We start from the raw sequence: 24,240 nt of genomic DNA, 5'->3' as shown, positions 1-24,240 counted from the left end.
CTGCGGGGGCCTTCGTCCACGGTGCGCGTGCAGGACCTGCGTCCTACGCCTGCGGCAGGCGCTCCAGCTGTGCCTGGATGCGGGCGATGTCCTCCTCGGCCTTGGCCAGGCGGGTACGGATCTTGTCCACCACGTTCTCCGGGGCCTTGGCGAGGAACGCCTCGTTGCCGAGCTTCGCCGTGGCCTGCGCCTTCTCCTTCTCGGCGGCGGCGAGGTCCTTGGCCAGGCGCTTGCGCTCGGCGGCCACGTCGATCGTGCCGGACAGGTCCAGCGCGACCTCGGCGCCCGCGACCGGCAGGGTCGCCGTGGCGGTGAAGCCCTCGCCCTCCGGCTGGAGGCGGAGCAGCTGCCGGATGGCGGCCTCGTGCGGGGCCAGGGCCGTGCCGTCCAGGCTGAGGCGGGCCGGGACCCGCTGGCCGGGCTGGAGACCCTGGTCGGCGCGGAAGCGGCGGACCTCGGTGATGACCGACTGGAGGGTCTCGATCTCCCGCTCGGCCGCCGTGTCGCGGAAGCCGCCCGGGGCGTCGGCCCCAGGAACAAGCACAGCGGACGGCCACTCGGCGACGACCACCGACTCACCGCCCGTGAGGGTGGTCCAGAGGGTCTCCGTGACGAACGGGACGACCGGGTGCAGCAGCCGGAGCGTGACGTCGAGGACCTCGCCGAGGACACGCTTGGAGACCTCGGCCGCCTCGCCGCCCGCCTGGAAGGTGGTCTTGGACAGTTCGACGTACCAGTCGAAGACCTCGTCCCAGGCGAAGTGGAAGAGGGCGTCGGAGAGCTTGGCGAACTGGAAGTCGTCGTAGAACGCGTCGACTTCGGCGACGACCGAGTTGAGGCGGGACAGGATCCAGCGGTCGGTCGACGACATCCTCGCCGAATCCGGCAGCGGGCCGTCCACCGTGGCGCCGTTCATCAGCGCGAAGCGGGTGGCGTTCCAGATCTTGTTGGCGAAGTTGCGCGAGCCCTGGACCCAGTCCTCGCCGATCGGGACGTCGACACCGGGGTTGGCGCCGCGGGCGAGGGTGAACCGGAGGGCGTCGGAGCCGTACTTGTCCATCCAGTCCAGCGGGTTGACCGCGTTGCCGAAGGACTTCGACATCTTCTTGCCGAACTGGTCGCGGACCATGCCGTGCAGGGCGATGGTGTGGAACGGGGGGGTGCCGTCCATCGCGTACAGGCCGAACATCATCATCCGGGCGACCCAGAAGAAGAGGATGTCGTACCCGGTGACCAGGACGGAGTTCGGGTAGAACTTCGCGAGCGACTCGGTCTGCTCGGGCCAGCCCAGCGTGGAGAACGGCCACAGGCCGGAGGAGAACCAGGTGTCGAGGACGTCGGTGTCCTGGCGCCAGCCCTCGCCCGTGGGTGCCTCGTCGTCGGGGCCGACGCAGACGACCTCGCCGTTCGGCCCGTACCAGACCGGGATGCGGTGGCCCCACCACAACTGCCGCGAGATGCACCAGTCGTGGAGGTTGTCGACCCAGTCGAAGTAGCGCTTCTCCATCTCCTGCGGGTGGATCTTGACCTTGCCCTCGCGGACCGCGTCACCGGCGGCCTTGGCAAGGGGGCCGACCTTGACCCACCACTGCATCGACAGGCGCGGCTCGATGGTGGTCTTGCAGCGCGAGCAGTGGCCCACCGAGTGGACGTAGGGGCGCTTCTCGGCGACGATCCGGCCCTCGGCGCGCAGCGCGCCGACGATGGCGGAGCGGGCCTCCAGGCGGTCCAGGCCCTGGAAGGGGCCGTGCGCGGTGATGACCGCGTGCTCGTCCATGACGGTGAGGGACGGCAGGTCGTGGCGCTGGCCGATCTCGAAGTCGTTCGGGTCGTGCGCCGGGGTCACCTTGACGGCGCCGGTGCCGAACTCCGGGTCGACGTGCTCGTCCGCGACGACCGGGATGGAGCGGTCGGTCAGCGGCAGCCTGATGAGCTTGCCGACCAGGTGGCGGTAGCGGTCGTCGTCGGGGTGAACGGCGACGGCCGTGTCGCCGAGCATGGTCTCGGCACGGGTGGTGGCGACGACGATCGACTCGTCCCCGTCGCCGTACCGCATCGACACCAGCTCGCCGTCGTCGTCCTGGTACTCCACCTCGATGTCCGAGATGGCGGTCAGGCAGCGCGGGCACCAGTTGATGATGCGCTCGGCGCGGTAGATCAGCTCGTCGTCGTAGAGCCGCTTGAAGATGGTCTGGACGGCCCGGGAGAGGCCCTCGTCCATGGTGAAGCGCTCGCGCGACCAGGCGACGCCGTCGCCGAGGCGGCGCATCTGACCGCTGATCTGGCCGCCGGACTCGGCCTTCCACTGCCAGACGCGCTCGACGAACGCCTCACGGCCCAGGTCGTGCCGGGACTTGCCCTCCTTGCCGAGCTCCCGCTCGACGACGTTCTGCGTGGCGATGCCGGCGTGGTCCATGCCGGGCTGCCACAGCGTCTCGTGCCCCTGCATGCGCTTGCGGCGGGTGAGGGCGTCGATGAGCGTGTGCTCGAAGGCGTGGCCCAGGTGCAGGCTGCCCGTGACGTTCGGCGGGGGGATGACGACGGTGTAGGGCGGCTTGTCGCTCTTCTCGTCCGCCTCGAAGTAACCGCGCTCCACCCAGCGCTCGTACAGCGGCCCCTCTACGTCGGCCGGCGCGTACTGGGTCGGCAGTTCGGTGTGGGGCGCTGGTGGCTGCTGCTGAGCGTTCTCGGTCACGGGGTCAGTTTAGAGGTGTCACGACGCCGTCCCGAAACGCGTTTGTTGTGTAACGGTCCGCACCCCGCCACCCCTGGTCGGAGGGGTCTGCGCCAGGATGTCGTGAACACATAAGTATCTGGAGGGGAACCCAGAAATGAGTCACAACCAGCCGGGCCCGTACGGCGGGCAGCCCCAGCAGCCCGGACCGTACGGTCAGCCGGGTCCCTACGGCCAGCAGCCGCAGGCTCCCCAGCCCGGTTACGGCTACCCCCAGCAGGCTCCTCCGGCCCAGCCGCAGCCCGGCTACGGCTACCCGCAGCAGCCCGCGCAGGGCGTCCCGCCCCAGCCGGGCCCGTACGGCCAGCAGCCGCCCTACGGTCAGCAGCCCTACGGCGCCCCGCAGCCCCCGGCCTCCGGTGGCGGCGGCAAGAGGACGGGCCTGATCATCGGCGCGGTGGCGGTCGTGGCGGCGATCGCGGTGGGGGCGTACTTCCTGCTCTCCGGCACCAGCGGCGGCTCGGTGGCCGACGACGGCCCGCACAAGCTGACGACCCCGGCGACGGTGATCGACGGGACGTACAAGAAGTCGGCCAAGAGCGGTTCGCCGGACTCGATGAGCCACGACGACCTGTCCGACTTCAAGAAGTGGGGCGTGAAGGACGCCAAGGACGTCAGCGCGTCGTACGAGAACGGCACGGGCCTGTCCGCCAAGAACCTCGCCTTCAGCGGCGTGTACGGCACCATCGACGACCCCGAGGCCGTCGTGGACGCCATGTTCGCCAAGATCAAGGCGGAGTCCGAGAAGGACGAGAAGGACAAGGGCCGGCTGATCGGCAGCCCGCAGACGGTGACTCCGTCCGGATTCACCCACGGCGTCATGAAGTGCCAGGTGGCGGAGTTCGCGAACGACAGCTCGTCCTCAGCGGCCGCCGGTGGAGCGAAGACGGTGAAGATGCCCATCTGCATCTGGGGCGACCACAGCACCGTGGCCGACGTGATGACGTTCAGCCTCGCCTCCCTGGCCACAGGCGGGAGCGACTCGGTCGACGAGACGGCGTCCCTGGCCGCCAAGCTCCGCAACGACGTTCGCGTCAAGGCCTGACGCAGAGATACACCCAACGGGGCGCCCAGCGATTTTCCATCGGCGCCCCGTCCCGTCCTGGCGGCTTGGCTCAGGCAAGCCTGCAAGCGCGTTGTGCGGTGGCTATGTCCACCTGGATGCTGAGCAGCCCTGTCAGGCACAGAGGGCTGGCCCCGATCGGGAGATGCTCGTGACCGCACGCCGCCTTCACCTTCGGGCCGGCGAAGTATCCATGCCTGGCCACGTAGTTGCTGCAGGCGCCCTGTGTGGCGCTCGCCGGTGAGGCCACGAGGATCGGGAGGGCCCCTGCCGCCACCACCACCCTGGCCGCGGCCGCGATGCGCCTCGCCCTCTGGAAAGTCATTCTGAGTCCTCCCGTTTTACACAGCCAGATATTCGATCACACGTCCGACTTGGTCGGACTCATCTGACCACGACGACAGGGTGAACCCCAGTTCGCGCCGGGAGGATGGCACGATCAGATCGTCTCTGGTCCGACACGCCGACGGGCAGGCACCCTGCGCTGGGTGCCTGCCCGTCAGCGCTGAGACCCTCAGGCCGTCTTCTGCTCGCCCGGGCCGCGGCCGCGGGCCTCGCGGGGGATCAGGGTCGGGTTGACGTTGGAGTGCACGACGTCGGCGGTGATGACGACGCGGGCCACGTCCTTGCGGGAGGGGACCTCGTACATCACCGACATCAACACCTCCTCCATGATGGCGCGCAGACCACGGGCGCCGGTCTGGCGGAGGATGGCCTGGTCGGCGATGGCTTCGAGGGCCTCGCGCTCGAAGTCCAGCTCCACGCCGTCGAGTTCGAACAGGCGCTGGTACTGCTTCACCAGGGCGTTGCGCGGCTCGACCAGGATCTTGAGCAGGGCCTCGCGGTCGAGGTTGTGGACCGAGGTGATGACGGGCAGCCGGCCGATGAACTCGGGGATCATGCCGAACTTGACCAGGTCCTCGGGCATGACGTCCTCGAACTGGTCCTTGGCCTCCAGCTCCCGCTTGGAGCGGATCGTCGCGCCGAAGCCGATGCCCTTGGCGCCCGCGCGGCCCTCGATGATCTTCTCCAGGCCGGCGAAGGCGCCGCCCACGATGAACAGCACGTTCGTCGTGTCGATCTGGATGAACTCCTGGTGCGGGTGCTTGCGGCCGCCCTGCGGCGGGACCGACGCCGTGGTCCCCTCCAGGATCTTCAGCAGGGCCTGCTGGACGCCCTCGCCGCTCACGTCCCGCGTGATCGAGGGGTTTTCACTCTTCCGCGCGACCTTGTCGATCTCGTCGATGTAGATGATCCCGGTCTCGGCCTTCTTGACGTCGTAGTCGGCGGCCTGGATCAGCTTCAGCAGGATGTTCTCGACGTCCTCGCCGACGTAGCCCGCCTCCGTCAGCGCCGTGGCGTCGGCGATGGCGAACGGCACGTTCAGCATGCGGGCGAGGGTCTGGGCGAGGAGTGTCTTGCCCGAGCCCGTGGGGCCCAGGAGCAGGATGTTGGACTTGGCGAGCTCGATGCCGTCGTCGCGGCCCTGCGCTCCACCGTTCTCACCTGCCTGGACCCGCTTGTAGTGGTTGTACACCGCGACGGACAGGGATTTCTTCGCGGCCTCCTGGCCGACGACATACCCGTCGAGGAACTCGTAGATCTCGCGGGGCTTGGGAAGCTCCTCCCAGCGCACCTCGCTGGTCTCCGCGAGCTCTTCCTCGATGATCTCGTTGCAGAGATCGATGCACTCGTCGCAGATGTACACACCGGGCCCTGCGATGAGCTTCTTGACCTGCTTCTGGCTCTTGCCGCAGAACGAGCACTTGAGCAGATCGCCGCCGTCACCGATGCGTGCCACGGTGTGCTTCCCCTTCGCCTGGGAGACGCCTAGGTCCAGCGGCTCCTGGTGCTGCCTTATGTCGACGGTACCTTGCCGGGCCCCTGGTTCGGGCCCCCCTTGGCGCGGTTCACTGCGACGTGCACGGTCAAACCGGGCCAAGGGGCGGCAGACGATACATCCGGCGCGTCAGCGCACGTTCTCGTTGTTCATCTTGCGGGTCGAGATGATCTGGTCGATGAGGCCGTACTCCAGCGCCTCCTCGGCCGTGAGGATCTTGTCGCGCTCGATGTCCTCACGGATCTTCTCCAGCGGCGTGTTGGAGTGCCGGGCCAGCATCTCCTCCAGCTGCGAGCGCATCCGCAGGATCTCGTTGGCGGCGATCTCCAGGTCGGAGACCTGGCCGCGGCCGGTCTCACTGTAGGGCTGGTGGATCAGCACACGGGCGTTGGGCAGGGCCATGCGCTTGCCCTTGGTGCCGGCGGCGAGCAGCACGGCCGCGGCCGAGGCGGCCTGGCCCATGCACACCGTCTGGATGTCCGGCTTCACGAACTGCATCGTGTCGTAGATGGCCGTCAGCGCGGTGAAGGAGCCACCGGGGCTGTTGATGTAGACCGAGATGTCCCGGTCGGGGTCCATCGACTCCAGGCACAGCAGCTGCGCCATGACGTCGTTGGCGGAGGCGTCGTCGATCTGGACGCCGAGGAAGATCACGCGCTCCTCGAAGAGCTTCGCGTACGGGTCGTATTCGCGGACGCCCTGCGAGGTGCGCTCCACGAAGCGCGGGATCACGTAGCGGGACTCGGCCGAGGGGCCGGTGTACTCGGCGCGCGTGCGGTCGTAGAGGCCGCTGCCGGGGAAGTCGTTCACGGTGTCTCCTGGAAAGGGGCTGGGCGGTCGGCTGAGGGGCGGGCTGGGGCTGCTGCGGCCCCGCAGGGGGCTCGGCAGGGCCCTGCGGGGCGCGGCTGGCGCGGCTGGGCCCACGGGGCCCTCAGGGCCCCGTGGGAGCGGCTCAGGCCCCGGTGCCGCCGCCGCCCGGCATGCCGGCGGCCGTGGGGATCACGTCGTCGATGAGGCCGTACTCCTTGGCCTCGTGGGCGTCGAACCAGCGGTCGCGGTCCGAGTCCCGGGTGATCTGCTCGACCGACTGGCCGGTGTGGAACGCGGTCAGCTCGGCCATGCGCTTCTTGGTGTGCAGCAGCCGCTCGGCGTGGATCTTGATGTCCGAGGCGGAGCCGGCCAGGCCGGCGGAGGGCTGGTGGATCAGGATCTCGGCGTTGGGCAGCGCGAAGCGCTTGCCGCGGGTGCCCGCGCTCAGCAGGAACTGGCCCATCGAGGCCGCGAGGCCCATGGCGATGGTCACCACGTCGTTCTTGATGAACTGCATGGTGTCGTAGATCGCCATACCGGCCGTGATCGAGCCGCCGGGGCTGTTGATGTACAGGTAGATGTCCTTGTCCGGGTCGGCGGCAAGGAGCAGCAGCTGCGCGGTGATCTTGTTCGCGATGTCGTCGTCGACCGGCTGGCCGAGGAAGATGATCCGCTCGTTGAGCAGCCGGTTGTAGACCTGGTCGCCGAGGCCACCACCGATGGAAGGCTCGCCGGCGGCGGAGGGCATCAGATTCGTCACGTATCCACCTGCTCGTCTTACGACGGCGCCGGGCCGTCTCACGTGTTCTGCCGGGGCGTGGGACCCCGGCTCGCCGCCGTCCGGGGCGGCTTCGGGGACTCCCCTGCCCTCGTATTCATGGACCCTAACGCGCAGGCAGGCGGGTGCCATCCCGGTTCCGCGACTGTTCGCTGTCAGCGCATGTCCGGCGACAATCCCGTACGTGGTACGGCCATGAGCCGGTACGACCGGCGGGGCGACTCGGCGACGGGTGGGTGCGGCGGCAGGGCGGTACGGCGGCAGGTGGGTACGGCGGCAGGGCGGTACGGCGACGGGTGGTGCGGCGGCAGGGCGGTACGGCGACGGGCCCCGGGCGCGGTGAGCGTCCCGGGGCCCGTCGTGGCCGCGTCGGAGGGTGCGCGGGATCAGGCCTCGGCCTTCTCCTCGCCCTCGCCCTCGGCGGAGGCGGCCTCGGTCTCGGCGGCCTCGGCGGTCTCCTCCGCCTCGTCCTCATCCTCCAGGTCGACGATCTCGCCGTTGGTGTCCTTCACGGTCGCGGCCTCGACCACGACGGCGAGGGCCTTGCCGCGGGCGACCTCGCCGACCAGCAGCGGAACCTGGTTCTGCTGGACGACCGCCTGGGCGAACTGGTCGGGGGACATGCCGGAGGAGGCCGCGCGCCGCATGAGGTGCTCGGTGAGCTCCTCCTGGCTGACGTTGAGCTTCTCCTTGTTGACGAGCTCGTCGAGCACGAACTGGGTCTTGATGCCCTTGACCGCGGCCTCGCGGGTCTCGGTGTCGAACTCCTCGGCGGTCTTGCCCTGGAGCTCCAGGTACTTGTCGAGGGTGAGACCCATCTGGCCGAGCTGGTGGTGCTCGAGGTTGTGCTTGCGGGTGTTGATCTCGTCCTCGAGCAGCTTCTCGGGGACCGGGACCTCGACCAGCTCGAGCAGCTTGTCCAGGACGCGCTCCTGGGCCTGCGTGGCCTGGTCGTACTGCTTCATGCTCTCCAGGCGCTTGCGGCTGTCGGCGCGCAGTTCCTCGAGGGTGTCGAACTCGGAGGCGAGCTGCGCGAAGTCGTCGTCCAGCTCGGGCAGTTCGCGCGCGGCGACCTGGGTGACCTTGACGGTGACCTCGGCCTCCTTGCCGGCCGCCGAGCCGCCCTTGAGCTCGGAGGTGAAGGTGGCCTCCTCGTCCGCGGACAGGCCCTTCACGGCGTCGTCGATGCCGTCCAGCAGCTCGCCGGAGCCGATGGTGTAGGAGACGCCGTTGGCGACGCCGTCCTCGAGGACCTCGCCGTCGACCTTGGCCTCCAGGTCGATGGTGACGACGTCGCCGTCCTCGGCGGCGCGCTCGACCGGGCTGGTCGAGGCGAAGCGCTCGCGCAGCTGTTCGACCGCCTTCTCGACGTCCTCCTCCGTCACCTCGACGGCGTCGACCTCGACCTCGATGCCGGAGTAGTCCGGGATCTCGACGGCCGGGCGGACGTCGACCTCGGCGGTGAAGTTCAGCGTCTCGCCGTCCTTCAGCTCGGTGATGTCGACCTCGGGCTGGCCCAGCGGGTTCAGCTCGGCCTCGTTGACCGCTTCGGTGTAGAACTTCGGAAGCGCGTCGTTGACGGCCTCCTCCAGGACGGCACCGCGGCCGAACCGCTGGTCGATGACGCGGGCCGGGATCTTGCCCTTGCGGAAGCCCTTCACCGTGACCTGCTGGTTGATCTTCTTGTACGCCGCGTCGAGGCTGTCCTTGAGCTCCTCGAAGGGCACCTCGACAGTGAGCCGAACCCGGGTCGGGTTCAGGGTCTCCACGGCGCTCTTCACGGTTCGGTCTCCTTGTGGCTGACTTCTTGGTTTCTGCCGGAGCCAGACAGGTCCGGCGGATTTCGCCGCCCGGGAGGATTCAGATACTGAGACACGGGCGCGCAGCTTGCATAGTAACCGCAGCCGCACAGCGCCCCAAAAGGCGATCATGCGAGGTGGCGCCGACCCGGAGCCGGCGGGTGGTCGGGGTGGCGGGATTTGAACCCACGGCCTTCCGCTCCCAAAGCGGACGCGCTACCAAGCTGCGCCACACCCCGTCTGGTGCGACACGTAGGGTACATGCCCGCAGGCAGCGGGGCTGCCGCATTTCACGAGCGTCCCGGCGCATCGCGGCGCGCGCGATCCGCTCCGGCGCACCCGTGCACCCCCCCTTCACAGAAGGGGTGTGCGTCGACCCCGTACGACCCGCTACGATGCCTTCTGTGCCGCGATCACCTGGTCCGCGGCGCGATGTGTGCGGGCGTAGCTCAATGGTAGAGCCCCAGTCTTCCAAACTGGCTACGCGGGTTCGATTCCCGTCGCCCGCTCCAACTGGCTCAGGGCCAGGTCGGAGGCTAGTTCCTCCGCCTGGCCCTGAGCGTTTCCCTGGGCTCCGTTCAGTCCTGCGTGTCCCCCGCGTGCCCCTTGCGCCGTCGGCCCTTGTCGACGAGCCCGCTCACGGCATCGGCGATCAGACGATCACGGTCGGCACTGGCGTGCTGGTAGATCAGCGCGGCCCGCGCGGTGCTGTGCCCCATCCGCGCCATCAGCTCGCGCGTGCTGGCTCCAGTCGAGGCCGCCAACGTGTTTCCCGTGTGCCGAAGATCATGGAAATGCAGCCCCTTGATGCCGAGATCGCTGCACGCCCTGCGCCACAAACGGTTGAAGTGGTTCCGTCGAGGAGTCGCGCCCTTGGCTCCGATGAAGACGCGCCCATCGGCCCCCGATTCGGCATAGCGCGCCAGGTGTTCCCCGATGTCCGGCACGATCGCCGCAGGAATGGAGACCGTGCGCTTGCCCGCAGCGCTCTTGGGCGCCCTGATCTGCCGCTGCCCGTTGTCGAGTTCGGCAACGGCACGGCGAACGCGCACGGTGCCCTGGTCCAGGTCGACGTCACGACGGTGCAGCCCGACCAGTTCCCCGAAGCGCAGACCGAGGAACCCGGCCATCAGCACCAGCGCCCGGTAGCGGTGCGGGACGGCGTCGGCCAGGTCGTAGACCTCCTGCACGGTGGCGGTCGGACGCTCGGGGGTGTGCACGGTGCTGGCGCCCTTGATCTGGCACGGGTTGCGCCTGATCATCTGGTCCGACACGGCCGTCGTCATGACCGCGCGCAGCAGGGCGTACGCCTTGGCCACCGTAGTCGGCCCGGTGCCGGCCCCCAGGGCATCAGCGCGCCAACGTCGCACGAGCGGAGGCGAGATTTCCGAGACGTTGACGCCGCCGAAGGTGGGTGCGAGGTGGAGTCGCAGCAGCGATTCGTAGAGCTGACGCGTCCTGCCCGTCAACTCCCGTTCCTTGATCCACGCAGCGGCGTACGAGCCGAACGGGACCTTCCCGGCATCCGGGTCGTGCCAGCCGCCACGGCGCATCTCGGTCTGTTTGTCGGCCAGCCAGGCGTCCGCGTCCCTCTTCGTGCGGAAGGTGTCCGGAGCGGGCCGCAGCAACCCGTCGGGGCCGACGTATCGGGCGTGGTAGCGGCCGGACGGAAGCTTGCGCACGCGGCCGAACTGTCGACGTTTCGCGGGCATCAGGCAACCCTCCTGAGCGTTCCCGGACGAGTAGTGACCGGCTGGACGGTGTGGTCGGTGATGAAGGCGGACACGGCACTCTCCGGGATGCGGACGTGTCGACCGACCTTGACGAAGGCGATCCGCCGCTCTTCGATCAGACGCCTGGGAAAGCGCACAGTCGTACCGAGCAGCTTGGCCACCTGGTGCACGTCGAGAAGTCGTTCCATGGTCACCACTCCCCCGTGGTCTCTTCGTCTCGCAGCTCGGTCAGGGCGTCGCGGGCGGTCTCGCGGTTCAGTCGGATATTGCGGGCGATGGTGGCGGCGAGCCAGGATTCGCCGGGTGTGTGGCCCTGTCCGGCGTAGGTCCAGTGGGCGAGCACGAGCGTGGAGCCCTCCGTGTCGTCGAGGTCTTCGGAGAGGCCGCGTTCGCGGCGTTCCTGGCGGGCGCGGTAGTCGGCGCGCACCTGGCGCAGGGCGCCGAGGGTGGTGGAGTAGCGCCGGGACTTGGTCGAGAAGTGACCGCGGAAGCCGAGCATGTGAGCCCACCGCGCCAGCAGCCGATCCGGGTAGGCGTCGTCCAGGACCCAGCACGCCTCGATGAGCCGCCGGGTGTGGTCGGGCACGGGCAGCTTGTCCAGCTCGGAGAGCTCCCCGATCCGGCGGTCCACCGTGCCCGTGGTCTCGGCGGCCTTGGTGGCGTACTTGGCCACGTAGGAGGCCACGGCCTGTTCCGTCAGCTCCTCCTGGCCGAGGGCCCCGATGGGCTGCACGTCGACCTGGGTCCCCCAGCGCAGGACGCGTCCAGCGAAAGTGCCGGCGGGCGGGACGGGCACGGCGACCCGAGCGGCAGCGGCGCATCGCGTCATCGAGGAGGGCGACGCTCGCCCAGGCCGGGGGCGCGGTGTCCGGTCCGTCCGGGCCGTCGAGGCGGACCACGGCATGGAAGTGCACGGCGCCCCGCTTCTGGAACTCGGCAACCTTGCCGAAGGAGACCCGGCACGCCTCCTGCAAGGCCGCCTGGGTAAGCCCGGCGCGGGCGGCGATGTCCCGGCGCAGGTAGATCGTGAAGCGCCGCCACAGGTCCCCGGCGTGGTTGTTCCACAGCACTGCGCCCGCGTAGTCGTACCGCTCCAGGTCGAGTGCTGTGCCGAGTGCCGGGTCGTCGGCGGCGTGCTGGACGCCGCAGCGGCAGCGGCCGGAGTCGGGCCGGTTGTGCACGGGACCGAACGAGGGGGCGGTGAGGGTGGCGAAGACCCGGGGGTGATCCCGCACGGTGGCGGGCACGTCCTTGCCTCGTTCGGTCTGATCGAGGACCGCACCGGCCGCCGAGCCGTGAAGCGCCGAGACACTGTGTCGATCGAGGAGCTGCCGGAGAACGTCGCGTCGCTCCTGGACCTCGACCCCGGCACCGCTGTACTGAGCATGGCCAACCACTACTGGGACCAGCACGGACAGATCACCGAGTACGCCCGCGACTTCATGGGCCCAGGGCGTGTTCTAGCGGCGGAGTACGACCTTCAGTAGGCCGCCCAGCAGCCGGGGTGCTTGATCGCCCAGGGAGCCCGTTACGGGTTTCTCTACCTCATCAAGCACCCGTCGTCGCTTCGCTCCTCCGGGCGGGCGCGGGCGGCCGGCGGCGCCCGCGCTCATGTCTCCGCCCCGCTCGGCACCGCCGGCCGCCCGCTCCCGCCCAAGAGGTAGGCACACAGTGCATGAGGTCAGAACACGTCGTGGCTGGGGCGGTCGGCTCCGCGACTTTAGCCAGCCACTTTGGCGCGAGCCTCGAAGATCATGGCCCCAACGTCGTGCTTTACCGGGCAGGTCCACAGACTGCCCGACGCGCCGGAAGCTTACGGGGCCATGATCACTCGCGCCAAAGCAGCTCCCGGCCAAAGTCGCTACACCGACCGCTCTGTCTGGTGCGACCCGCACATGGACAAGAGGTTGTTGATCCAGAGTGCATGCATGGACCTAGCACCCCGTGCAATCAGCTGCTGTCGTGGCACTCGCGTTCGGCGGGGGACTGGCAGGCCTGGCACAGTTCGTGCCGCCCCTGGGAAGTGATCACGGTTCCCCAGCCGTTGCACACCTCGCAGTCGGCAGCCAAAGCGGCGTTGGCGCGGGGGTTGGACTCGGGAGCGGCCATCGTTCCGTAGGTCATTGAGATTCTCCTGGCGTCGGGACTATCCCGGTGATGCACCCCTTGGCTGCACAGTGCCCACTCTATTCCGTTTAATGTCCGTTTGTGCCCGTTAATGCAGATTTTATGACCGTTTTACCTGTAGTGGCAGCCGGACTCGCCCGCGGCCGGGGAACCGATCCCTGAAGTGCTGCCGAGGCGGGGTGGTCGGCCGACGATCGAGGGGGCGTGAAGACTTCCAGCACTCGGGCACCACGCCCGACCGGGGACGGCTCATAGAGACGGCGTCTGACAGCGAAGCACCGTGCCCTCCGCGTGCCCGCCGCAGGGGGCCGGACGGGGAACAGCGGGGAGTCGCGGCCAACGCACCGGAAACGCCCAGGTCAGCGTCTCGCCTGGTCAGCACCCACCCGCATACGCGATCTTCCAAACTGGCTACGCGGGTTCGATTCCCGTCGCCCGCTCTGTACGGCCCGGGCCGGGTCGGAGGTTCTCCCCTCCGACCCGGCCCGAGTGCTTTCCGGGTCCGCGTGCGGGCCCTCGCCGGCCGACCTGCCCTCCGCGCATTCGGCAACTCGACAGCTCCGCTCGCATTCAATGACTCGATCGATCGAGCGGAACACGCCGCCGCCGGTCCGGAGCGGGGCGTTTCGCGGGACATGTCACTACGGTCCGCCTTTCCCCTTTCCCGCATCCACGCGCCCATGTCGCGAAGGAAGGGCAGAGCATGCGTCACTCCCACCAGGACGGAGGCCGCCGACGCGCGGTCCCGGCCGCCGCGGCCGCCGCGGCGGCCCTCACCGCGCTGGGCGTCGCCCCCGCCACCGCGGCGGCCGCGACGACGGTCACCCTCACCACCTGCAGCGCCGGCGAACTGGTGACGGCGATCAACGAGGTGAACCCCACGGGGGCACCGTCGAGCTCAAGCCGGGATGCACCTACACCCTGACGACCGTGAAACACCGACCCCGGCATCGGGGGCGCGAACGCGGCGGTCAGAAGCTGATCGAGTTGATCGTCTCCGCTATCGAGTTGAGGAAGCGGTTGATCGACGGGGCCATGCCGGTGGAGGCGAGGAAGAAGCCGAAGAGCATGGCGACGATGGCCGGACCGGCCTTGATCGATCCTCCCCGGAGCAACACCACCAGGATGATCGCCAACAGCACCACCACAGACAGTGAAATGGCCACAACTGATCACACCCTCGGTCGGTTCCGCTCTCCCGGCCCGGGGACGCCTGCCCCGCACGCCCCCGCCAGAACCATCGTGCCACCAACCCGCCCCGCGTATGCGGCCGCTGGCGCAACATCGGTCACGACCGTGTCACCAACCGTCCCCGGCCGGGCGGAACCCCCGGTGGGAGGCGGTCAAGAGGCCCCCGCCGCACGGCAATTCGAGGGCACACCCGCGACGGAAATGGAGCACTGTCGTTTCCATGTCCACACATCGCGTGCGCAGGTAATTCGAATTGTTGGCGCAGACACGGCCCTATGACCCCATCAGTCATAACATATCTGGACATTGAGGGTGCATGAGATGTGCACAAACGACACCCGCGATGTGTCCGCAGTCACCCTCACGGTCACGTCTTCTTCGCCAAATCCCGGGTACCCGCAGCGGATAGCCAGGAATGACGTCGGGGGTTTTACGGAATCCCGTAGACAACGCTAGGGTGCCTCAGATGTTCCACGCTGCCTCGTCCCCCGGCCAGAACAGATCGCCGCTCCCTCCGGCACAGTCGCCGGCGCCCGGAGTGCCGAGCCCGCGCAAGCCCGCCGAACAGAGCGGCAGGCCGGGCAAACAGCGCGACGCGTTCTTCGACAACGCCAAGTACCTGGCGATCGTCCTGGTGGCGGTGGGACACGTCTGGGAACCGCTCAAGGGCGACAGCCGGATCGTGGAGGCCGCGTACACGGTCGTGTACAGCTTCCACATGCCGGCGTTCATCATCATCTCCGGCTTCTTCTCGCGCAGCTTCGACATGCGCCCCGACCGGCTCAAGCGCCTGATCACGGGCGTGGTCGTGCCGTACGTCGTCTTCGAGACCGGCTACTCGCTGTTCAAGCGCGTCGTCGACCACGCCCCCGACCACGACATCAGCCTCCTCGATCCCTGGTTCCTCACCTGGTTCCTGTGCGCGCTGCTCATCTGGCGGCTGACCACCCCGATCTGGAAGCTGGTGCGCCACCCGCTGCCGATCGCCCTCGGCATCGCCATGCTGGCGTCGGTCGCCTCCAGCATCGGCGACGACCTCGACCTCCAGCGCGTCCTGCAGTTCCTGCCCTACTTCGTGCTCGGACTGTGCATGAAGGCCGAGCACTTCCACATGGTGCGCCGCCGGTCGGTGCGGATCCTGTCGGTGCCCGTGTTCGCCGCGGCGCTGGCCGTGGGCTGGTGGGCGGTGCCCCACATGACCACGGCGTGGTTCTACCACCGTGACTCCGCGCAGGAGTTGGGTGCGCCCTGGTGGACCGGCCCGATCATGGTGCTCGCGATGTTCGGCTGCTCGCTGCTGCTGACCGCCTGCTTCTTCGCCTGGGTGCCGCGCCGGAGCATGTGGTTCACCTCGCTCGGCGCCGGCACGCTCTACGGCTACCTGCTGCACGGCTTCCTCATCAAGGCCGGCGACTACCGGGGCTGGTTCGACCACCCCGCGCTGCACCGCCCTCTCGGCGAGATCGCGGTGACCGTGCTCGCCGCGGCCGTCGTCACCCTGCTGTGCACCTCGCCGGTGCGGCGGGTCTTCCGGTTCGCGATGGAGCCGAAGATGGAGTGGGCCTTCAAGCAGGACGCGGCCGCACTGGCCCGCGAGCGCGCGAAGGCGGAACGGCGCGAGCGGGAGAAGGTCAGCGCCTAGCCCCGCCGCCGCTGCCGGGGTTCCCGCTCTCCCCCGGCTCTCCCGGCCCCTCTTGGACCGCCTCGTCCAGCTCGTCCCCCCTGACCCTCTTGTCCCCCTCTTCCGTCAGACCGAGAAGCGCGCGCATCCGTGCGTACTTCTCGGTCAGTCGTTTCCGGGTGCTCTCGTCCAGGACCGCGAGACGGCCGGGGTCGGCGTTGTGCGCCAGGTCGGCCTCCTTCACCAGCGCAGCGCCGGGCGTGGCGAGGATCCGCCGCGCGTACGCCTCCGGCTCCTCCCCCGCCCGCTTGGTGACGGCCAGCACGATGTCCTTCGTCCGGCGGCTCAGCGCGGCCTCGTGCAGCCAGCGGGCGGAGAGCGCGCCGTCCTCGACGGAGTCGTGCAGCCAGGCCGCAGCGATCTGGTCCGGGTCGCCGCCGCGGGCCCGCACCCCCTCGGCGACGGCCCGCAGGTGCTCGGCGTAGGGGCGGCCCGCCTTGTCGGCCTGGCCCTCGTGGGCGGCGCGGGCGACGGCCTCGACTTCGGCCGGAGTGAGCGGGGGGCGCGTGTCGGTCATAGCGCCAGTGTGCCGGTCGCGGTGGCCGCTCAGCGCGGCAGCGCCTGGGCCGTCGGCCCCTCACGGCAGATCAGCAGCAGCGCCCGGTCGTCGTTGACGTCCTTCGCCACCGCCTCGATCAGATGCCAGGCGGCGCCGTGGAAGCCGCCGGCGACATAGCGGTCGGCCTCGCCGGTGAGGCGGTCGATGCCCTCGACGATGTCCCGGTCGGAGGTCTCCACCAGGCCGTCGGTGAACAGCATCAGGACGTCGCCGGGTCTCAGCGAGCCCTTGACGGGGTCGAACTGGGCACCGTCGTACACCCCGAGGAGGGGGCCCTCGGCCGTCTTCTCCTCCCAGCGGCCGCTGCCCGCGCTGAGCTGCAGGCCCGGCGGATGCCCCGCGGAGTACAGCTCGTAGTCGCCGGAGTCGAGGTCCAGCACCAGGTGGATCGAGGTGGCGAAGCCCTCCTCCCAGTCCTGGCGCAGCAGGTAGCCGTTGGCCGCCGGCAGGAAGGCGTGCGGGGGCAGGCTGCCCAGCAGGCCGCCGAACGCGCCGGACAGCAGCAGCGCCCGGGAGCCGGCGTCCATGCCCTTGCCGGAGACGTCGGTGAGGACGGCCTCCAGGGTGCGGCCGCCGTTGGTGCGGGCCGCGACCACGAAGTCGCCCGAGAAGGACTGGCCGCCGGCCGGACGCAGCGCCATCTCCCGGTGCCAGCCGTCGGGCAGCTTCGGCAGCTTGCTCTGTACGCGGATGCGCTCCCGCAGGTCGAACAGCATGGTGCCGCCGCGCCGCCAGGGCACGCCGACCCGGCTGCGGAACTGCGCGATCAGCAACCCGAAGAACCCGCACGCGGCGACCACCAGCACCGTGCCGGGGGTCACCCGGGAGGGGCCCTCCGTGTACGGGCCGAGCCGCACGGACTCCACTATGAGCGCGGTGGCCGCCGCCGCGTACAGGCCGAGCAGGCTGGCCGGGCGCAGCAGCAGTCCTCCGGCGACGATGGGCAGGACCAGCGCGACCGGCGCGAACCACACGGGGTTGGCGAGCGTCACGGCCGCGATCAGCGGGATGGTCAGCAGCAGGCCGCCGAGCGCCACCCAGTCGGAGCCGTTCCCGCGGAAGTAGTCGACGGCGGCTCTGCGCACGCCGACGCGGGCCCGGTGCCACTGCTTCTTCAACCGGGCCGTGAACGTCTCGGCTTCCGCGCGCCGCCCTCGTCCTGCTGCCATCAGTTCGGGACCCTATCCAGCCGAGCAGCCTCTTCGCACGGGAGGTCTGACTTATCCCTCGTTGGAGACTCAACTTCACAGACGCCTCCCAGGCCGTCAACAGCCGCTTCCGTGCTCAGCCGTTGACACCTCGCCGCGCTTGCCGCCGCCCGCCGGGGCAGGACGGTCACCCGCGCCGCGGCAGGACGGTCACCGGCCGGCGCCGGTCTGGCAGGTGGGGCACCAGAAGAGGTTGCGGGCGGCGAGGCCGGCGGTGCGGACCTCGGTGGCGCAGACGTGGCAGGGCAGGGTGGCCCGGCGGTAGACGTACACCTCGCCGCCGTGGTCGTCGCGGCGGGGCGGGCGGCCCATCGCCTCCGGGGTGTGTTCGGGGCGAACGGTGTCGATGCGGTTGTTGCGGACGCCCTCGCGCATGAGCTCGACCAGGTCGCTCCAGAGGGCGTCCCACTCGGAGGGCGTGATGTCCCGGCCCTGGCGGTACGGGTCGATGCCGTGCCGGAAGAGGACCTCGGCGCGGTAGACGTTGCCGACGCCGGCGATGACCTTCTGGTCCATCAGAAGTGCGGCGATCGTCGTACGGCTGCGGCGGACGCGGGCGTAGGCGGCGGCCGGGTCGGCGTCCGGGCGGAGCGGGTCGGGGCCGAGACGGTCGTGCAGGGCCGCCTTCTCTGCGTCGGTGATCAGCGCGCAGGTCGTGGGGCCGCGGAGGTCGAGGCAGGAGACGGCGTCGGCCAGGCGCAGGCGCACGGTGTCCGTGGGCGGCGGCGCGGGGGCGTCGCCGAAGGTGACCTTGCCGAAGAGGCCGAGGTGGACGTGGACCCAGTCGCCGTCGCGGAAGCCCAGGAAGAGGTGCTTGCCGTGGGCTTCGGCGGTGTGCAGGGGGCTGCCGTCGAGGAGGGCGGCGGAGTCGGCGAACTTGCCCTGGGGGCTGCGGACGGTGAGCGGGGCGCCGTGCGCGAAGCGGGCCGCGCAGTCCTGGGCCAGCCGGTGAATGGTGTGCCCCTCTGGCACGTGCGGGTCTCCTTTTCGGGCGCCCGGCCCGGGCTCCCGCCCCACACCCGGGTGCGGGAGCCGTCGCCGCCGCGGACCGGCGGGCGCGGGTTACTGCTGGGGGTGGTGGGCCGGGATCGGGGGGAGGTCGCCCGTGGTCTCGTACGCCGTGAGCATGTCGATGCGGCGGATGTGACGCTCGTCACCGGAGAAGGGGGTGGCGAGGAAGGTCTCGACGAACTTCGTCGCCTCCTCCACCGTGTGCATGCGCGCACCCACCGCCACGACGTTCGCGTTGTTGTGCTGCCGGCCGAGCGAGGCGGTCTCCTCGCTCCAGGCAAGGGCCGCCCGGACGCCGTTGACCTTGTTCGCGGCGATCTGCTCGCCGTTGCCGGAGCCGCCGATCACGATGCCGAGGGCGTCGGGGTCCGCGGCCGTGCGCTCGGCGGCCCGCAGGCAGAAGGGCGGGTAGTCGTCCTGGGCGTCGTAGATGTGCGGCCCGCAGTCGACGGCCTCGTGGCCCGCCGCCTTGAGCCACTCGACGAGGTGGTTCTTGAGTTCGAAGCCCGCATGGTCCGAGCCGAGATACACGCGCATGGTCCGAGTGTGACACGCCGGTTCCCGGGCAGACGCCCCGGGTTACGGGGTTATCACACCCCCCGAAAAAATGTGAGCGACATTACAAACCTCAAGAGAACCTCAAGTAACGATTGCATTTCGAAGGTTCACGAATCCCTTTGCCTCGGATTCACTGGTCCGACTCGTACTCCGCTCGTACGGGGAAACCGCTCACCCGGCGCAAAGGAAATCCCTCCATGACCTCGCAGCCGACCCTGCAGAAGGCCGGAAGCGGCCACGGAAGCCCCGAAGAACCAGGTTCGGGGCTCCAGGCCGGACTCAAGAACCGACACCTGACGATGATCGCCATCGGAGGTGTCATCGGTGCGGGACTGTTCGTCGGTTCCAGCTCCGGTATCGCCACGGCGGGACCCGGCATCCTCCTGTCGTACGCCCTCGTCGGCACGCTCGTCGTCCTCGTGATGCGCATGCTCGGCGAGATGTCCGCAGCCAACCCGACCTCCGGCTCCTTCTCCGCGCACGCCGACCGCGCGCTCGGCCGCTGGGCCGGCTTCTCCATCGGCTGGCTCTACTGGTTCTTCTGGGTCGTCGTGCTGGCCGTGGAAGCGACCGCCGGCGCCAAGATCCTCGAGGGCTGGATCCCCGCCGTGCCCCAGTGGGGATGGGCCCTGATCGTGATGGTGGTGCTCACCGCCACCAACCTCGTCTCCGTCGGCTCCTACGGCGAGTTCGAGTTCTGGTTCGCCGGCATCAAGGTCGTGGCGATCGGCGCGTTCATCATCGTCGGCCTGCTGGCCATCTTCGGCGTGCTGCCCGGCGTCCATGCCGACCAGGCGAGCTTCGGCAACCTGACCGGCCACGGCGGCTTCCTGCCGCACGGCCCCGGCGCCATCCTCACCGGCGTGCTGCTCGTCGTCTTCTCCTTCATGGGCAGCGAGATCGCGACCCTGGCCGCCGGCGAGTCCGAGGACCCGCAGCGCGCGGTCACCAAGTCGACCAACAGCATCATCTGGCGTATCGGCGTCTTCTACCTCGGCTCGATCCTCGTCGTGGTCTCCCTGCTCCCCTGGGACTCCAAGGCGATCACCGACAAGGGCTCCTACGTCGCCGCCCTGGACTCCCTCGGCATCGCGCACGCCGGTCAGATCATGAACTTCATCGTGCTGACCTCGGTGCTGTCCTGCCTGAACTCCGGCCTCTACACCGCCTCCCGCATGGCGTTCTCGCTCGGCGAGCGCGGTGACGCCCCGAAGGCGTTCGCGCGGACCAACAGCCGCGGTGTGCCGATGGCCGCGATCGTGGTGTCGGTCGTCTTCGGCTTCGTCGCGGTGTTCTTCAACTACAAGTTCCCGGACTCCGTCTTCCTCTTCCTCGTCAACTCCTCCGGTGCGGTCGCCCTGTTCGTGTGGCTGGTGATCTGCTTCTCGCAGCTGCGCATGCGCAGGATCATCCAGCGCGAGGCGCCGGAGAAGCTCGTCGTGAAGATGTGGCTGTACCCGTACCTGACCTGGGCCACGGCCGCGCTCATCGTCTTCGTCCTCGGCTACATGCTGACCGACACCGAGGGCGAGAGCAGCGGGCGGACGACGGTGCTGCTGTCACTGCTGGTCGCCGCGGTCGTGATCGTGATCGCCGTCGTCAAGCAGAAGATGACCGGCGACCGGGCGGCGGTCGCGGCACCCGCCGCCGAGTCGGAGAAGGTCTCGGCCGGCTGACCTGGCCTCGCGCAGACCACAGGAGAGGGAGTCCCGCCCCGGGACTCCCTCTCCTTCTTCTTCCTGGAGCACCGTCTTCTGTCTTCTACAGCACCGTGAAGCTCTCCCTGACCCGGTCGTACGTGGTCAGTGCCTGGGGCGCCACCCCCGGCTGGTACCAGGTGCTGACCTGGTACGACGTGCCGTTCGCGTCGAAGCCGAGCAGCCGGGCGTGCCACGGGGTGCCCTTGAGCGTGAAGGTGTACTCCCAGAGGACCGCCGGGTGGCCCCTGAAGGCCGTCCGCTCCAGACGGATCTTGCGGTAGTCCCGCCCCCGACGGGCGTCCCGCTCGTAGGCGCGCCAGGTCTCCATCAGGTCGCCACGGGCCAGGGAGGACTTCCCCACGAGCTCCTGGGTGCCGTCGGGAGCGGTGTAGTGCACCTCGGCGCCCGTCTTCACGTCCCGACGCCACCCCTGCGGCGGTGCCCACGCGAACCCGCCCGCCTCCCGGTGCGCACCCGGGGGCAGGCTCCGCGGCCGGGACGTCCCCTCGACGGTGGGGGGCGGGGTGGTCACGGCGGCGGGCGACGACGGCGGCGAGGGAGGGGCGCCGCCCGGGGTGTCGTGGCGCGCTCCGCCGTCCGTCGTGGCGAGGACCACCCCGAGGACCGTGCCGGCGACCGCCACGCCCGCGGCGGCGACGACGGTGGTACGGCGCCCGCCGCGTGAGGGGGCCGCCGGGTCGAGGGACGTCCCGGCGGTCGGCGCCGGGGGCGCGGGTGGGGGTGCCGGGGCGGGTGCCGGTGGGGGTACCAGTGGGGGTGAGGGTGCCGGCGGGGGTGCGGGTGCCGGTCCGGGTGCGACGGTGGTGGAGGCCACCGCTTCCAGTGCCGTCTCCAGGTCGGTCAGGGTCGGCCGCAGGGCCGGGTCCTTGCTGAGCAGGGCGGTCAGGACCGGCCGCAACGGGCCCGCCCCGGGCGGGAGTCGCGGTGCCTCGTACAGGACCGCGTGCAGGGTCGCGAGCGTGGTGCCGCGGGAGAACGGGGAGCGGTCGCCGAGGGCCGCGCACAGCGTCGCGCCCAGGGACCACAGGTCGGACGGCGGCCCCTGCGGGCGGCCGGAGACGCGCTCGGGTGCCATGTAGTCGGGCGAGCCGACCAACATGCCCACCATGGTGAGCGCCTCGGTGTCCTGGATCGCGGCGATCCCGAAGTCGGTGAGGACGATCCGCCGCCCGCCGTTCCCCACCAGGACGTTGCCCGGCTTGATGTCGCGGTGCAGCACCCCGCGCGCGTGCACCTGGCGCAGCGCGGCCACCAGCCCGAGGCCGATGCGTGCCGCCTCGCGCGGGCCGAGGGGCCCCTCCGCGACCATGATCTGCTCCAGCGAGCGGCCCGCCACGAGCTCCATGACGATCCACAGCCGTTCGCCCTCGTCCACCACGTCGTAGACGCGCACCACGTTGGGGTGGTCGATACGGGCCGTGGCCCTGGCCTCGCGCAGGACGCGTTCCCGGCGGGTGCGGGTGTCCTCCGGGTCCCGGCCGTCTATCCGCATTTCCTTGACCGCGACCTGCCGGTCGAGCATGTCGTCGGCGGCCCGCCACACACGCCCCATTCCCCCCTGACCGATACTTTCGACCAGCCGATAACGCCCCGTCACCAATAGCCCTGGAACACCGCCGTTCATCGAATTCCCCGGCAATTCGCTGCACCCCCCTCGACAACGCACCGAACAGCCCCTGCGGGAACACGATGGTCACACTTGGGGCCGTACCAGCATAGTGCGGAGAAATCTTGTGGTACCTCTTCAAGTACTGCGAATTCAGGCGCAGCCAAGGGGGACGAACATGAGTTCTCGTCATCTGAGTGCCATCGCGACATCGCTGGTCGTGGCATCTTTCTCGGCGGTGGTGATCCTTTCCGCACCGGCCGGGGCGGATGCCCCGGGGACGGGCGGCGGTCAGGGCGGAAAAGTCGTCGACAAGGCACCGGCGGGAGTGCGGGTGACCACCGCACTGCCCAGGAAGATCTCGGTCGACAATCATTCGAAAAAGACGGCGATCACCGCCACGGTGAAGAACGGAGGAACCAAGGACAGCGGGGACATCAGGCTTTTGGTCGTCGGTTTCGGCGGCCTCCGGGTCACCGGTGTGCCGGGTTGCCAGGCGATCGCCGAAAAGGACCTCCCGGCCGGCTCGAACAGTGGTTTCAGCTGCACCGTCGGCCGTCTGGCGCCCGGAAGGACCACGTCGTACGCCGTCGCCGCGACGTACGACCTGACCAAGGAGGGCAAGATCTGCCTGCCCGTGCAGACCGCGGACGGAAAGAAGACCTACTGGCAGCAGGGCCCGGTGCCCTTCGGTGCGGCGAACCCGTCGCCGAACGCCCCGGCCACCCCGCTGCTGCTCGGCACCGACAACGAGCCGGTCGCCCCGGGGGGCGACCAGCTGGCCCGGACGGGGGCCGGGCGGGACGTGCTGCCGCTGGGCGCGGCGGCCGCGGCGCTGGTCGCGGCGGGCGCGGCCGGGCTGTGGTGGTCGCGGGGACGGCCGCGGGACCGACGGCAGGGCTGATCGGGCCTCGGCGAGAGCGTGGCCGGCGCCGAGGCCGAAAGGAGGGACCAGGTCCCGGCCGGCTCCTCGACTCCCGGACATGAAAAAGGCTCGCCGGGCCGAAGTCGCGGTAGGACTTCGGCCCGGCGAGCCTTCTCCAGGGGCGTCGCCGCGTCAGCGCCTGCCGGCGAACTTCCAGGCGGTGGGCAGCGCGCCCATCGCCAGGGCGGCCTTGAGGGCGTCGCCGATCAGGAACGGGGTGAGGCCGGCCGCGACGGCGGCGGAGGCGGACATGCCGGTGGCGGCGGCCAGGTAGGGGACGCCGACGGCGTAGATGACCGCCTCGCCGAGGATCATCGTGCCCGCCATGCGCAGCACGCCGCGGTCGGCTCCGCGGCGGGCCAGGGCCCCGACGACGGTGGAGGCGAGGATCATGCCGAGGACGTAGCCGAAGGAGACCGCCCCCGCTCCCGAGGCGCCTTCCGCGAACCACGGCACGCCGACGACGCCCGCGAGCGCGTACAGGGCCAGGGAGAGGAAGCCGCGGCCGGCACCGAGTGTCGTGCCGACGAGCAGGGCTGCGAAGGTCTGACCGGTCACCGGCACCGGGGAGCCCGGCACGGGCACGGAGATCTGGGCGGCGAGGCCGGTGAGCGCGGCACCGCCGAGCACGAGCGCGACATCGCGCACGCGCGACGCGGGCAGGAGGTCGGCGAGGACTTCGCCGGGGCGAGCGGTGGCGGTGGCGGTGCTCATGGGGACTCCGCGGGTGAGGGACAGGGTGGGACACGGTGACGCTATCCCAGGGCGGTCGAGCCGATCACCGTCAGCGATCGACAAAGGCGGGAACCACGGTTTGGTGGGCTCCGCACAAACGGTGCGCCCTACACGCGAGATGGCGTGATGCCGGTCACGGAGGCAGAGGCGCCCACCTCACA

20 protein-coding genes, 2 tRNA genes and 2 pseudogenes are annotated in these 24,240 nt (G+C 69.9%); 7 read left to right on the top strand and 17 right to left on the bottom strand.

Annotated elements, in window-relative coordinates:
* Nucleotides 1–43 precede the first annotated feature (43 nt).
* Complete coding sequence (locus ACF1A5_RS13045; RefSeq protein WP_392192904.1) at nucleotides 44–2,695, bottom strand: valine--tRNA ligase; 2,652 nt, start codon at nucleotides 2,693–2,695, stop codon at nucleotides 44–46.
* Nucleotides 2,696–2,831: 136 nt separating this feature from the next.
* On the opposite strand from ACF1A5_RS13045, the gene ACF1A5_RS13040 reads away from it, so the two are divergent.
* Nucleotides 2,832–3,779, top strand: coding sequence for a hypothetical protein (locus ACF1A5_RS13040; protein WP_392192903.1), 948 nt, complete (start codon nucleotides 2,832–2,834; stop codon nucleotides 3,777–3,779).
* Nucleotides 3,780–4,311: 532 nt separating this feature from the next.
* On the opposite strand, the gene clpX is transcribed toward ACF1A5_RS13040, so the two are convergent.
* The 5 genes from clpX to ACF1A5_RS13015 all read right to left on the bottom strand — a co-directional run bounded on the left by clpX (nucleotide 4,312) and on the right by ACF1A5_RS13015 (nucleotide 9,263).
* Nucleotides 4,312–5,598: an ATP-dependent Clp protease ATP-binding subunit ClpX gene (gene clpX / locus ACF1A5_RS13035; RefSeq protein WP_392192902.1), complete on the bottom strand. Its 1,287-nt coding sequence runs from the start codon at nucleotides 5,596–5,598 to the stop codon at nucleotides 4,312–4,314.
* Nucleotides 5,599–5,766: 168 nt separating this feature from the next.
* Complete coding sequence (locus ACF1A5_RS13030) at nucleotides 5,767–6,447, bottom strand: ATP-dependent Clp protease proteolytic subunit (protein WP_356180691.1); 681 nt, start codon at nucleotides 6,445–6,447, stop codon at nucleotides 5,767–5,769.
* A 142-nt stretch (nucleotides 6,448–6,589) separates the two neighbouring features.
* On the bottom strand, nucleotides 6,590–7,195 hold the full coding sequence (locus ACF1A5_RS13025) for an ATP-dependent Clp protease proteolytic subunit (protein WP_189705719.1): 606 nt from the start codon (nucleotides 7,193–7,195) through the stop codon (nucleotides 6,590–6,592).
* Nucleotides 7,196–7,611: 416 nt separating this feature from the next.
* Nucleotides 7,612–9,006, bottom strand: coding sequence for a trigger factor (gene tig / locus ACF1A5_RS13020; RefSeq protein WP_392192901.1), 1,395 nt, complete (start codon nucleotides 9,004–9,006; stop codon nucleotides 7,612–7,614).
* A 180-nt stretch (nucleotides 9,007–9,186) separates the two neighbouring features.
* Nucleotides 9,187–9,263, bottom strand: a tRNA-Pro gene (locus ACF1A5_RS13015).
* 199 nt (nucleotides 9,264–9,462) lie between these two features.
* Here ACF1A5_RS13015 and ACF1A5_RS13010 point away from each other — a divergent pair.
* Nucleotides 9,463–9,536 (top strand) — tRNA-Gly (locus tag ACF1A5_RS13010).
* Between the two features lie 66 nt (nucleotides 9,537–9,602).
* Here the strand turns inward: ACF1A5_RS13010 and ACF1A5_RS13005 are convergent.
* The 3 genes and pseudogenes from ACF1A5_RS13005 to ACF1A5_RS12995 all read right to left on the bottom strand — a co-directional run.
* Nucleotides 9,603–10,736, bottom strand: coding sequence for a tyrosine-type recombinase/integrase (locus ACF1A5_RS13005; protein WP_392192900.1), 1,134 nt, complete (start codon nucleotides 10,734–10,736; stop codon nucleotides 9,603–9,605).
* Entirely contained in the window at nucleotides 10,736–10,945 is a 210-nt protein-coding gene (locus tag ACF1A5_RS13000) for an excisionase family DNA-binding protein (RefSeq protein ID WP_392192899.1), read from the bottom strand. The genes ACF1A5_RS13005 and ACF1A5_RS13000 overlap by 1 nt, the downstream gene beginning before the upstream one ends.
* A gap of 2 nt (nucleotides 10,946–10,947) precedes the next feature.
* Nucleotides 10,948–12,010, bottom strand: a pseudogene (locus ACF1A5_RS12995) (replication initiator); the annotation flags it as partial.
* Here ACF1A5_RS12995 and ACF1A5_RS12990 point away from each other — a divergent pair.
* Entirely contained in the window at nucleotides 11,891–12,244 is a 354-nt protein-coding gene (locus ACF1A5_RS12990; RefSeq protein ID WP_392193122.1) for a UTRA domain-containing protein, read from the top strand. The pseudogene ACF1A5_RS12995 and the gene ACF1A5_RS12990 overlap by 120 nt on opposite strands.
* A gap of 463 nt (nucleotides 12,245–12,707) precedes the next feature.
* On the opposite strand, the gene ACF1A5_RS12985 is transcribed toward ACF1A5_RS12990, so the two are convergent.
* Nucleotides 12,708–12,881 carry a hypothetical protein gene (locus ACF1A5_RS12985; RefSeq protein WP_392192898.1) on the bottom strand — a complete coding sequence of 58 codons (174 nt, stop codon included), beginning with the start codon at nucleotides 12,879–12,881 and terminating at the stop codon, nucleotides 12,708–12,710.
* Between the two features lie 706 nt (nucleotides 12,882–13,587).
* Here ACF1A5_RS12985 and ACF1A5_RS12980 point away from each other — a divergent pair.
* A complete protein-coding gene (locus ACF1A5_RS12980; protein WP_392192897.1) occupies nucleotides 13,588–13,809 on the top strand; it encodes a hypothetical protein in 222 nt (73 codons plus the stop codon).
* A gap of 46 nt (nucleotides 13,810–13,855) precedes the next feature.
* Here ACF1A5_RS12980 and ACF1A5_RS12975 read toward each other — a convergent pair whose 3' ends face one another.
* Entirely contained in the window at nucleotides 13,856–14,050 is a 195-nt protein-coding gene (locus tag ACF1A5_RS12975; protein ID WP_392192896.1) for a hypothetical protein, read from the bottom strand.
* Nucleotides 14,051–14,613: 563 nt separating this feature from the next.
* Between ACF1A5_RS12975 and ACF1A5_RS12970 the strand changes: the two genes are divergently transcribed.
* Complete coding sequence (locus ACF1A5_RS12970; protein ID WP_392192895.1) at nucleotides 14,614–15,717, top strand: acyltransferase family protein; 1,104 nt, start codon at nucleotides 14,614–14,616, stop codon at nucleotides 15,715–15,717.
* A 103-nt stretch (nucleotides 15,718–15,820) separates the two neighbouring features.
* Here ACF1A5_RS12970 and ACF1A5_RS12965 read toward each other — a convergent pair.
* The 4 genes and pseudogenes from ACF1A5_RS12965 to ACF1A5_RS12950 form a co-directional block, all read right to left on the bottom strand.
* Nucleotides 15,821–16,273 (bottom strand): annotated as a pseudogene (locus ACF1A5_RS12965) (HD domain-containing protein); the annotation flags it as partial.
* 29 nt (nucleotides 16,274–16,302) lie between these two features.
* Nucleotides 16,303–17,484 (bottom strand): PP2C family protein-serine/threonine phosphatase, encoded by a 1,182-nt coding sequence (locus ACF1A5_RS12960; RefSeq protein ID WP_392192894.1) that lies wholly within the window; start codon nucleotides 17,482–17,484, stop codon nucleotides 16,303–16,305.
* A gap of 189 nt (nucleotides 17,485–17,673) precedes the next feature.
* Nucleotides 17,674–18,495: an Fpg/Nei family DNA glycosylase gene (locus ACF1A5_RS12955; protein WP_392192893.1), complete on the bottom strand. Its 822-nt coding sequence runs from the start codon at nucleotides 18,493–18,495 to the stop codon at nucleotides 17,674–17,676.
* Nucleotides 18,496–18,585: 90 nt separating this feature from the next.
* On the bottom strand, nucleotides 18,586–19,071 hold the full coding sequence (locus ACF1A5_RS12950; protein ID WP_392192892.1) for a ribose-5-phosphate isomerase: 486 nt from the start codon (nucleotides 19,069–19,071) through the stop codon (nucleotides 18,586–18,588).
* Nucleotides 19,072–19,289: 218 nt separating this feature from the next.
* Here ACF1A5_RS12950 and ACF1A5_RS12945 point away from each other — a divergent pair, with 218 nt between their 5' ends.
* Nucleotides 19,290–20,768, top strand: coding sequence for an amino acid permease (locus tag ACF1A5_RS12945; protein WP_392192891.1), 1,479 nt, complete (start codon nucleotides 19,290–19,292; stop codon nucleotides 20,766–20,768).
* Between the two features lie 85 nt (nucleotides 20,769–20,853).
* Here ACF1A5_RS12945 and ACF1A5_RS12940 read toward each other — a convergent pair whose 3' ends face one another.
* A complete protein-coding gene (locus ACF1A5_RS12940; RefSeq protein WP_392192890.1) occupies nucleotides 20,854–22,437 on the bottom strand; it encodes a serine/threonine-protein kinase in 1,584 nt (527 codons plus the stop codon).
* A gap of 160 nt (nucleotides 22,438–22,597) precedes the next feature.
* Between ACF1A5_RS12940 and ACF1A5_RS12935 the strand changes: the two genes are divergently transcribed.
* Nucleotides 22,598–23,323, top strand: coding sequence for a hypothetical protein (locus ACF1A5_RS12935; protein WP_392192889.1), 726 nt, complete (start codon nucleotides 22,598–22,600; stop codon nucleotides 23,321–23,323).
* Between the two features lie 153 nt (nucleotides 23,324–23,476).
* On the opposite strand, the gene ACF1A5_RS12930 is transcribed toward ACF1A5_RS12935, so the two are convergent.
* A complete protein-coding gene (locus tag ACF1A5_RS12930; protein WP_392192888.1) occupies nucleotides 23,477–24,058 on the bottom strand; it encodes a biotin transporter BioY in 582 nt (193 codons plus the stop codon).
* Nucleotides 24,059–24,240 lie beyond the last annotated feature (182 nt).

The sequence above is a fragment of the Streptomyces sp. NPDC014864 genome (assembly GCF_043081525.1).
In the GTDB taxonomy this organism is placed as follows: domain Bacteria; phylum Actinomycetota; class Actinomycetes; order Streptomycetales; family Streptomycetaceae; genus Streptomyces.
This window is presented reverse-complemented; position numbering and strand designations above follow the sequence as displayed.

Excerpts from the sequence above, each read along its gene's own strand:
- ACF1A5_RS12945 (WP_392192891.1), top strand. The coding sequence starts at position 19,290 with ATGACCTCGCAGCCGACCCTGCAGAAGGCCGGAAGCGGCCACGGAAGC.
- ACF1A5_RS12950 (WP_392192892.1), bottom strand. The coding sequence starts at position 19,071 with ATGCGCGTGTATCTCGGCTCGGACCATGCGGGCTTCGAACTCAAGAAC.
- ACF1A5_RS12985 (WP_392192898.1), bottom strand. The coding sequence starts at position 12,881 with ATGACCTACGGAACGATGGCCGCTCCCGAGTCCAACCCCCGCGCCAAC.
- ACF1A5_RS12940 (WP_392192890.1), bottom strand. The coding sequence starts at position 22,437 with ATGAACGGCGGTGTTCCAGGGCTATTGGTGACGGGGCGTTATCGGCTG.
- ACF1A5_RS12980 (WP_392192897.1), top strand. The coding sequence starts at position 13,588 with ATGCGTCACTCCCACCAGGACGGAGGCCGCCGACGCGCGGTCCCGGCC.
- ACF1A5_RS12960 (WP_392192894.1), bottom strand. The coding sequence starts at position 17,484 with ATGGCAGCAGGACGAGGGCGGCGCGCGGAAGCCGAGACGTTCACGGCC.
- ACF1A5_RS13040 (WP_392192903.1), top strand. The coding sequence starts at position 2,832 with ATGAGTCACAACCAGCCGGGCCCGTACGGCGGGCAGCCCCAGCAGCCC.
- ACF1A5_RS13005 (WP_392192900.1), bottom strand. The coding sequence starts at position 10,736 with ATGCCCGCGAAACGTCGACAGTTCGGCCGCGTGCGCAAGCTTCCGTCC.
- ACF1A5_RS13000 (WP_392192899.1), bottom strand. The coding sequence starts at position 10,945 with ATGGAACGACTTCTCGACGTGCACCAGGTGGCCAAGCTGCTCGGTACG.
- ACF1A5_RS13025 (WP_189705719.1), bottom strand. The coding sequence starts at position 7,195 with ATGCCCTCCGCCGCCGGCGAGCCTTCCATCGGTGGTGGCCTCGGCGAC.
- ACF1A5_RS12935 (WP_392192889.1), top strand. The coding sequence starts at position 22,598 with ATGAGTTCTCGTCATCTGAGTGCCATCGCGACATCGCTGGTCGTGGCA.
- ACF1A5_RS12930 (WP_392192888.1), bottom strand. The coding sequence starts at position 24,058 with ATGAGCACCGCCACCGCCACCGCTCGCCCCGGCGAAGTCCTCGCCGAC.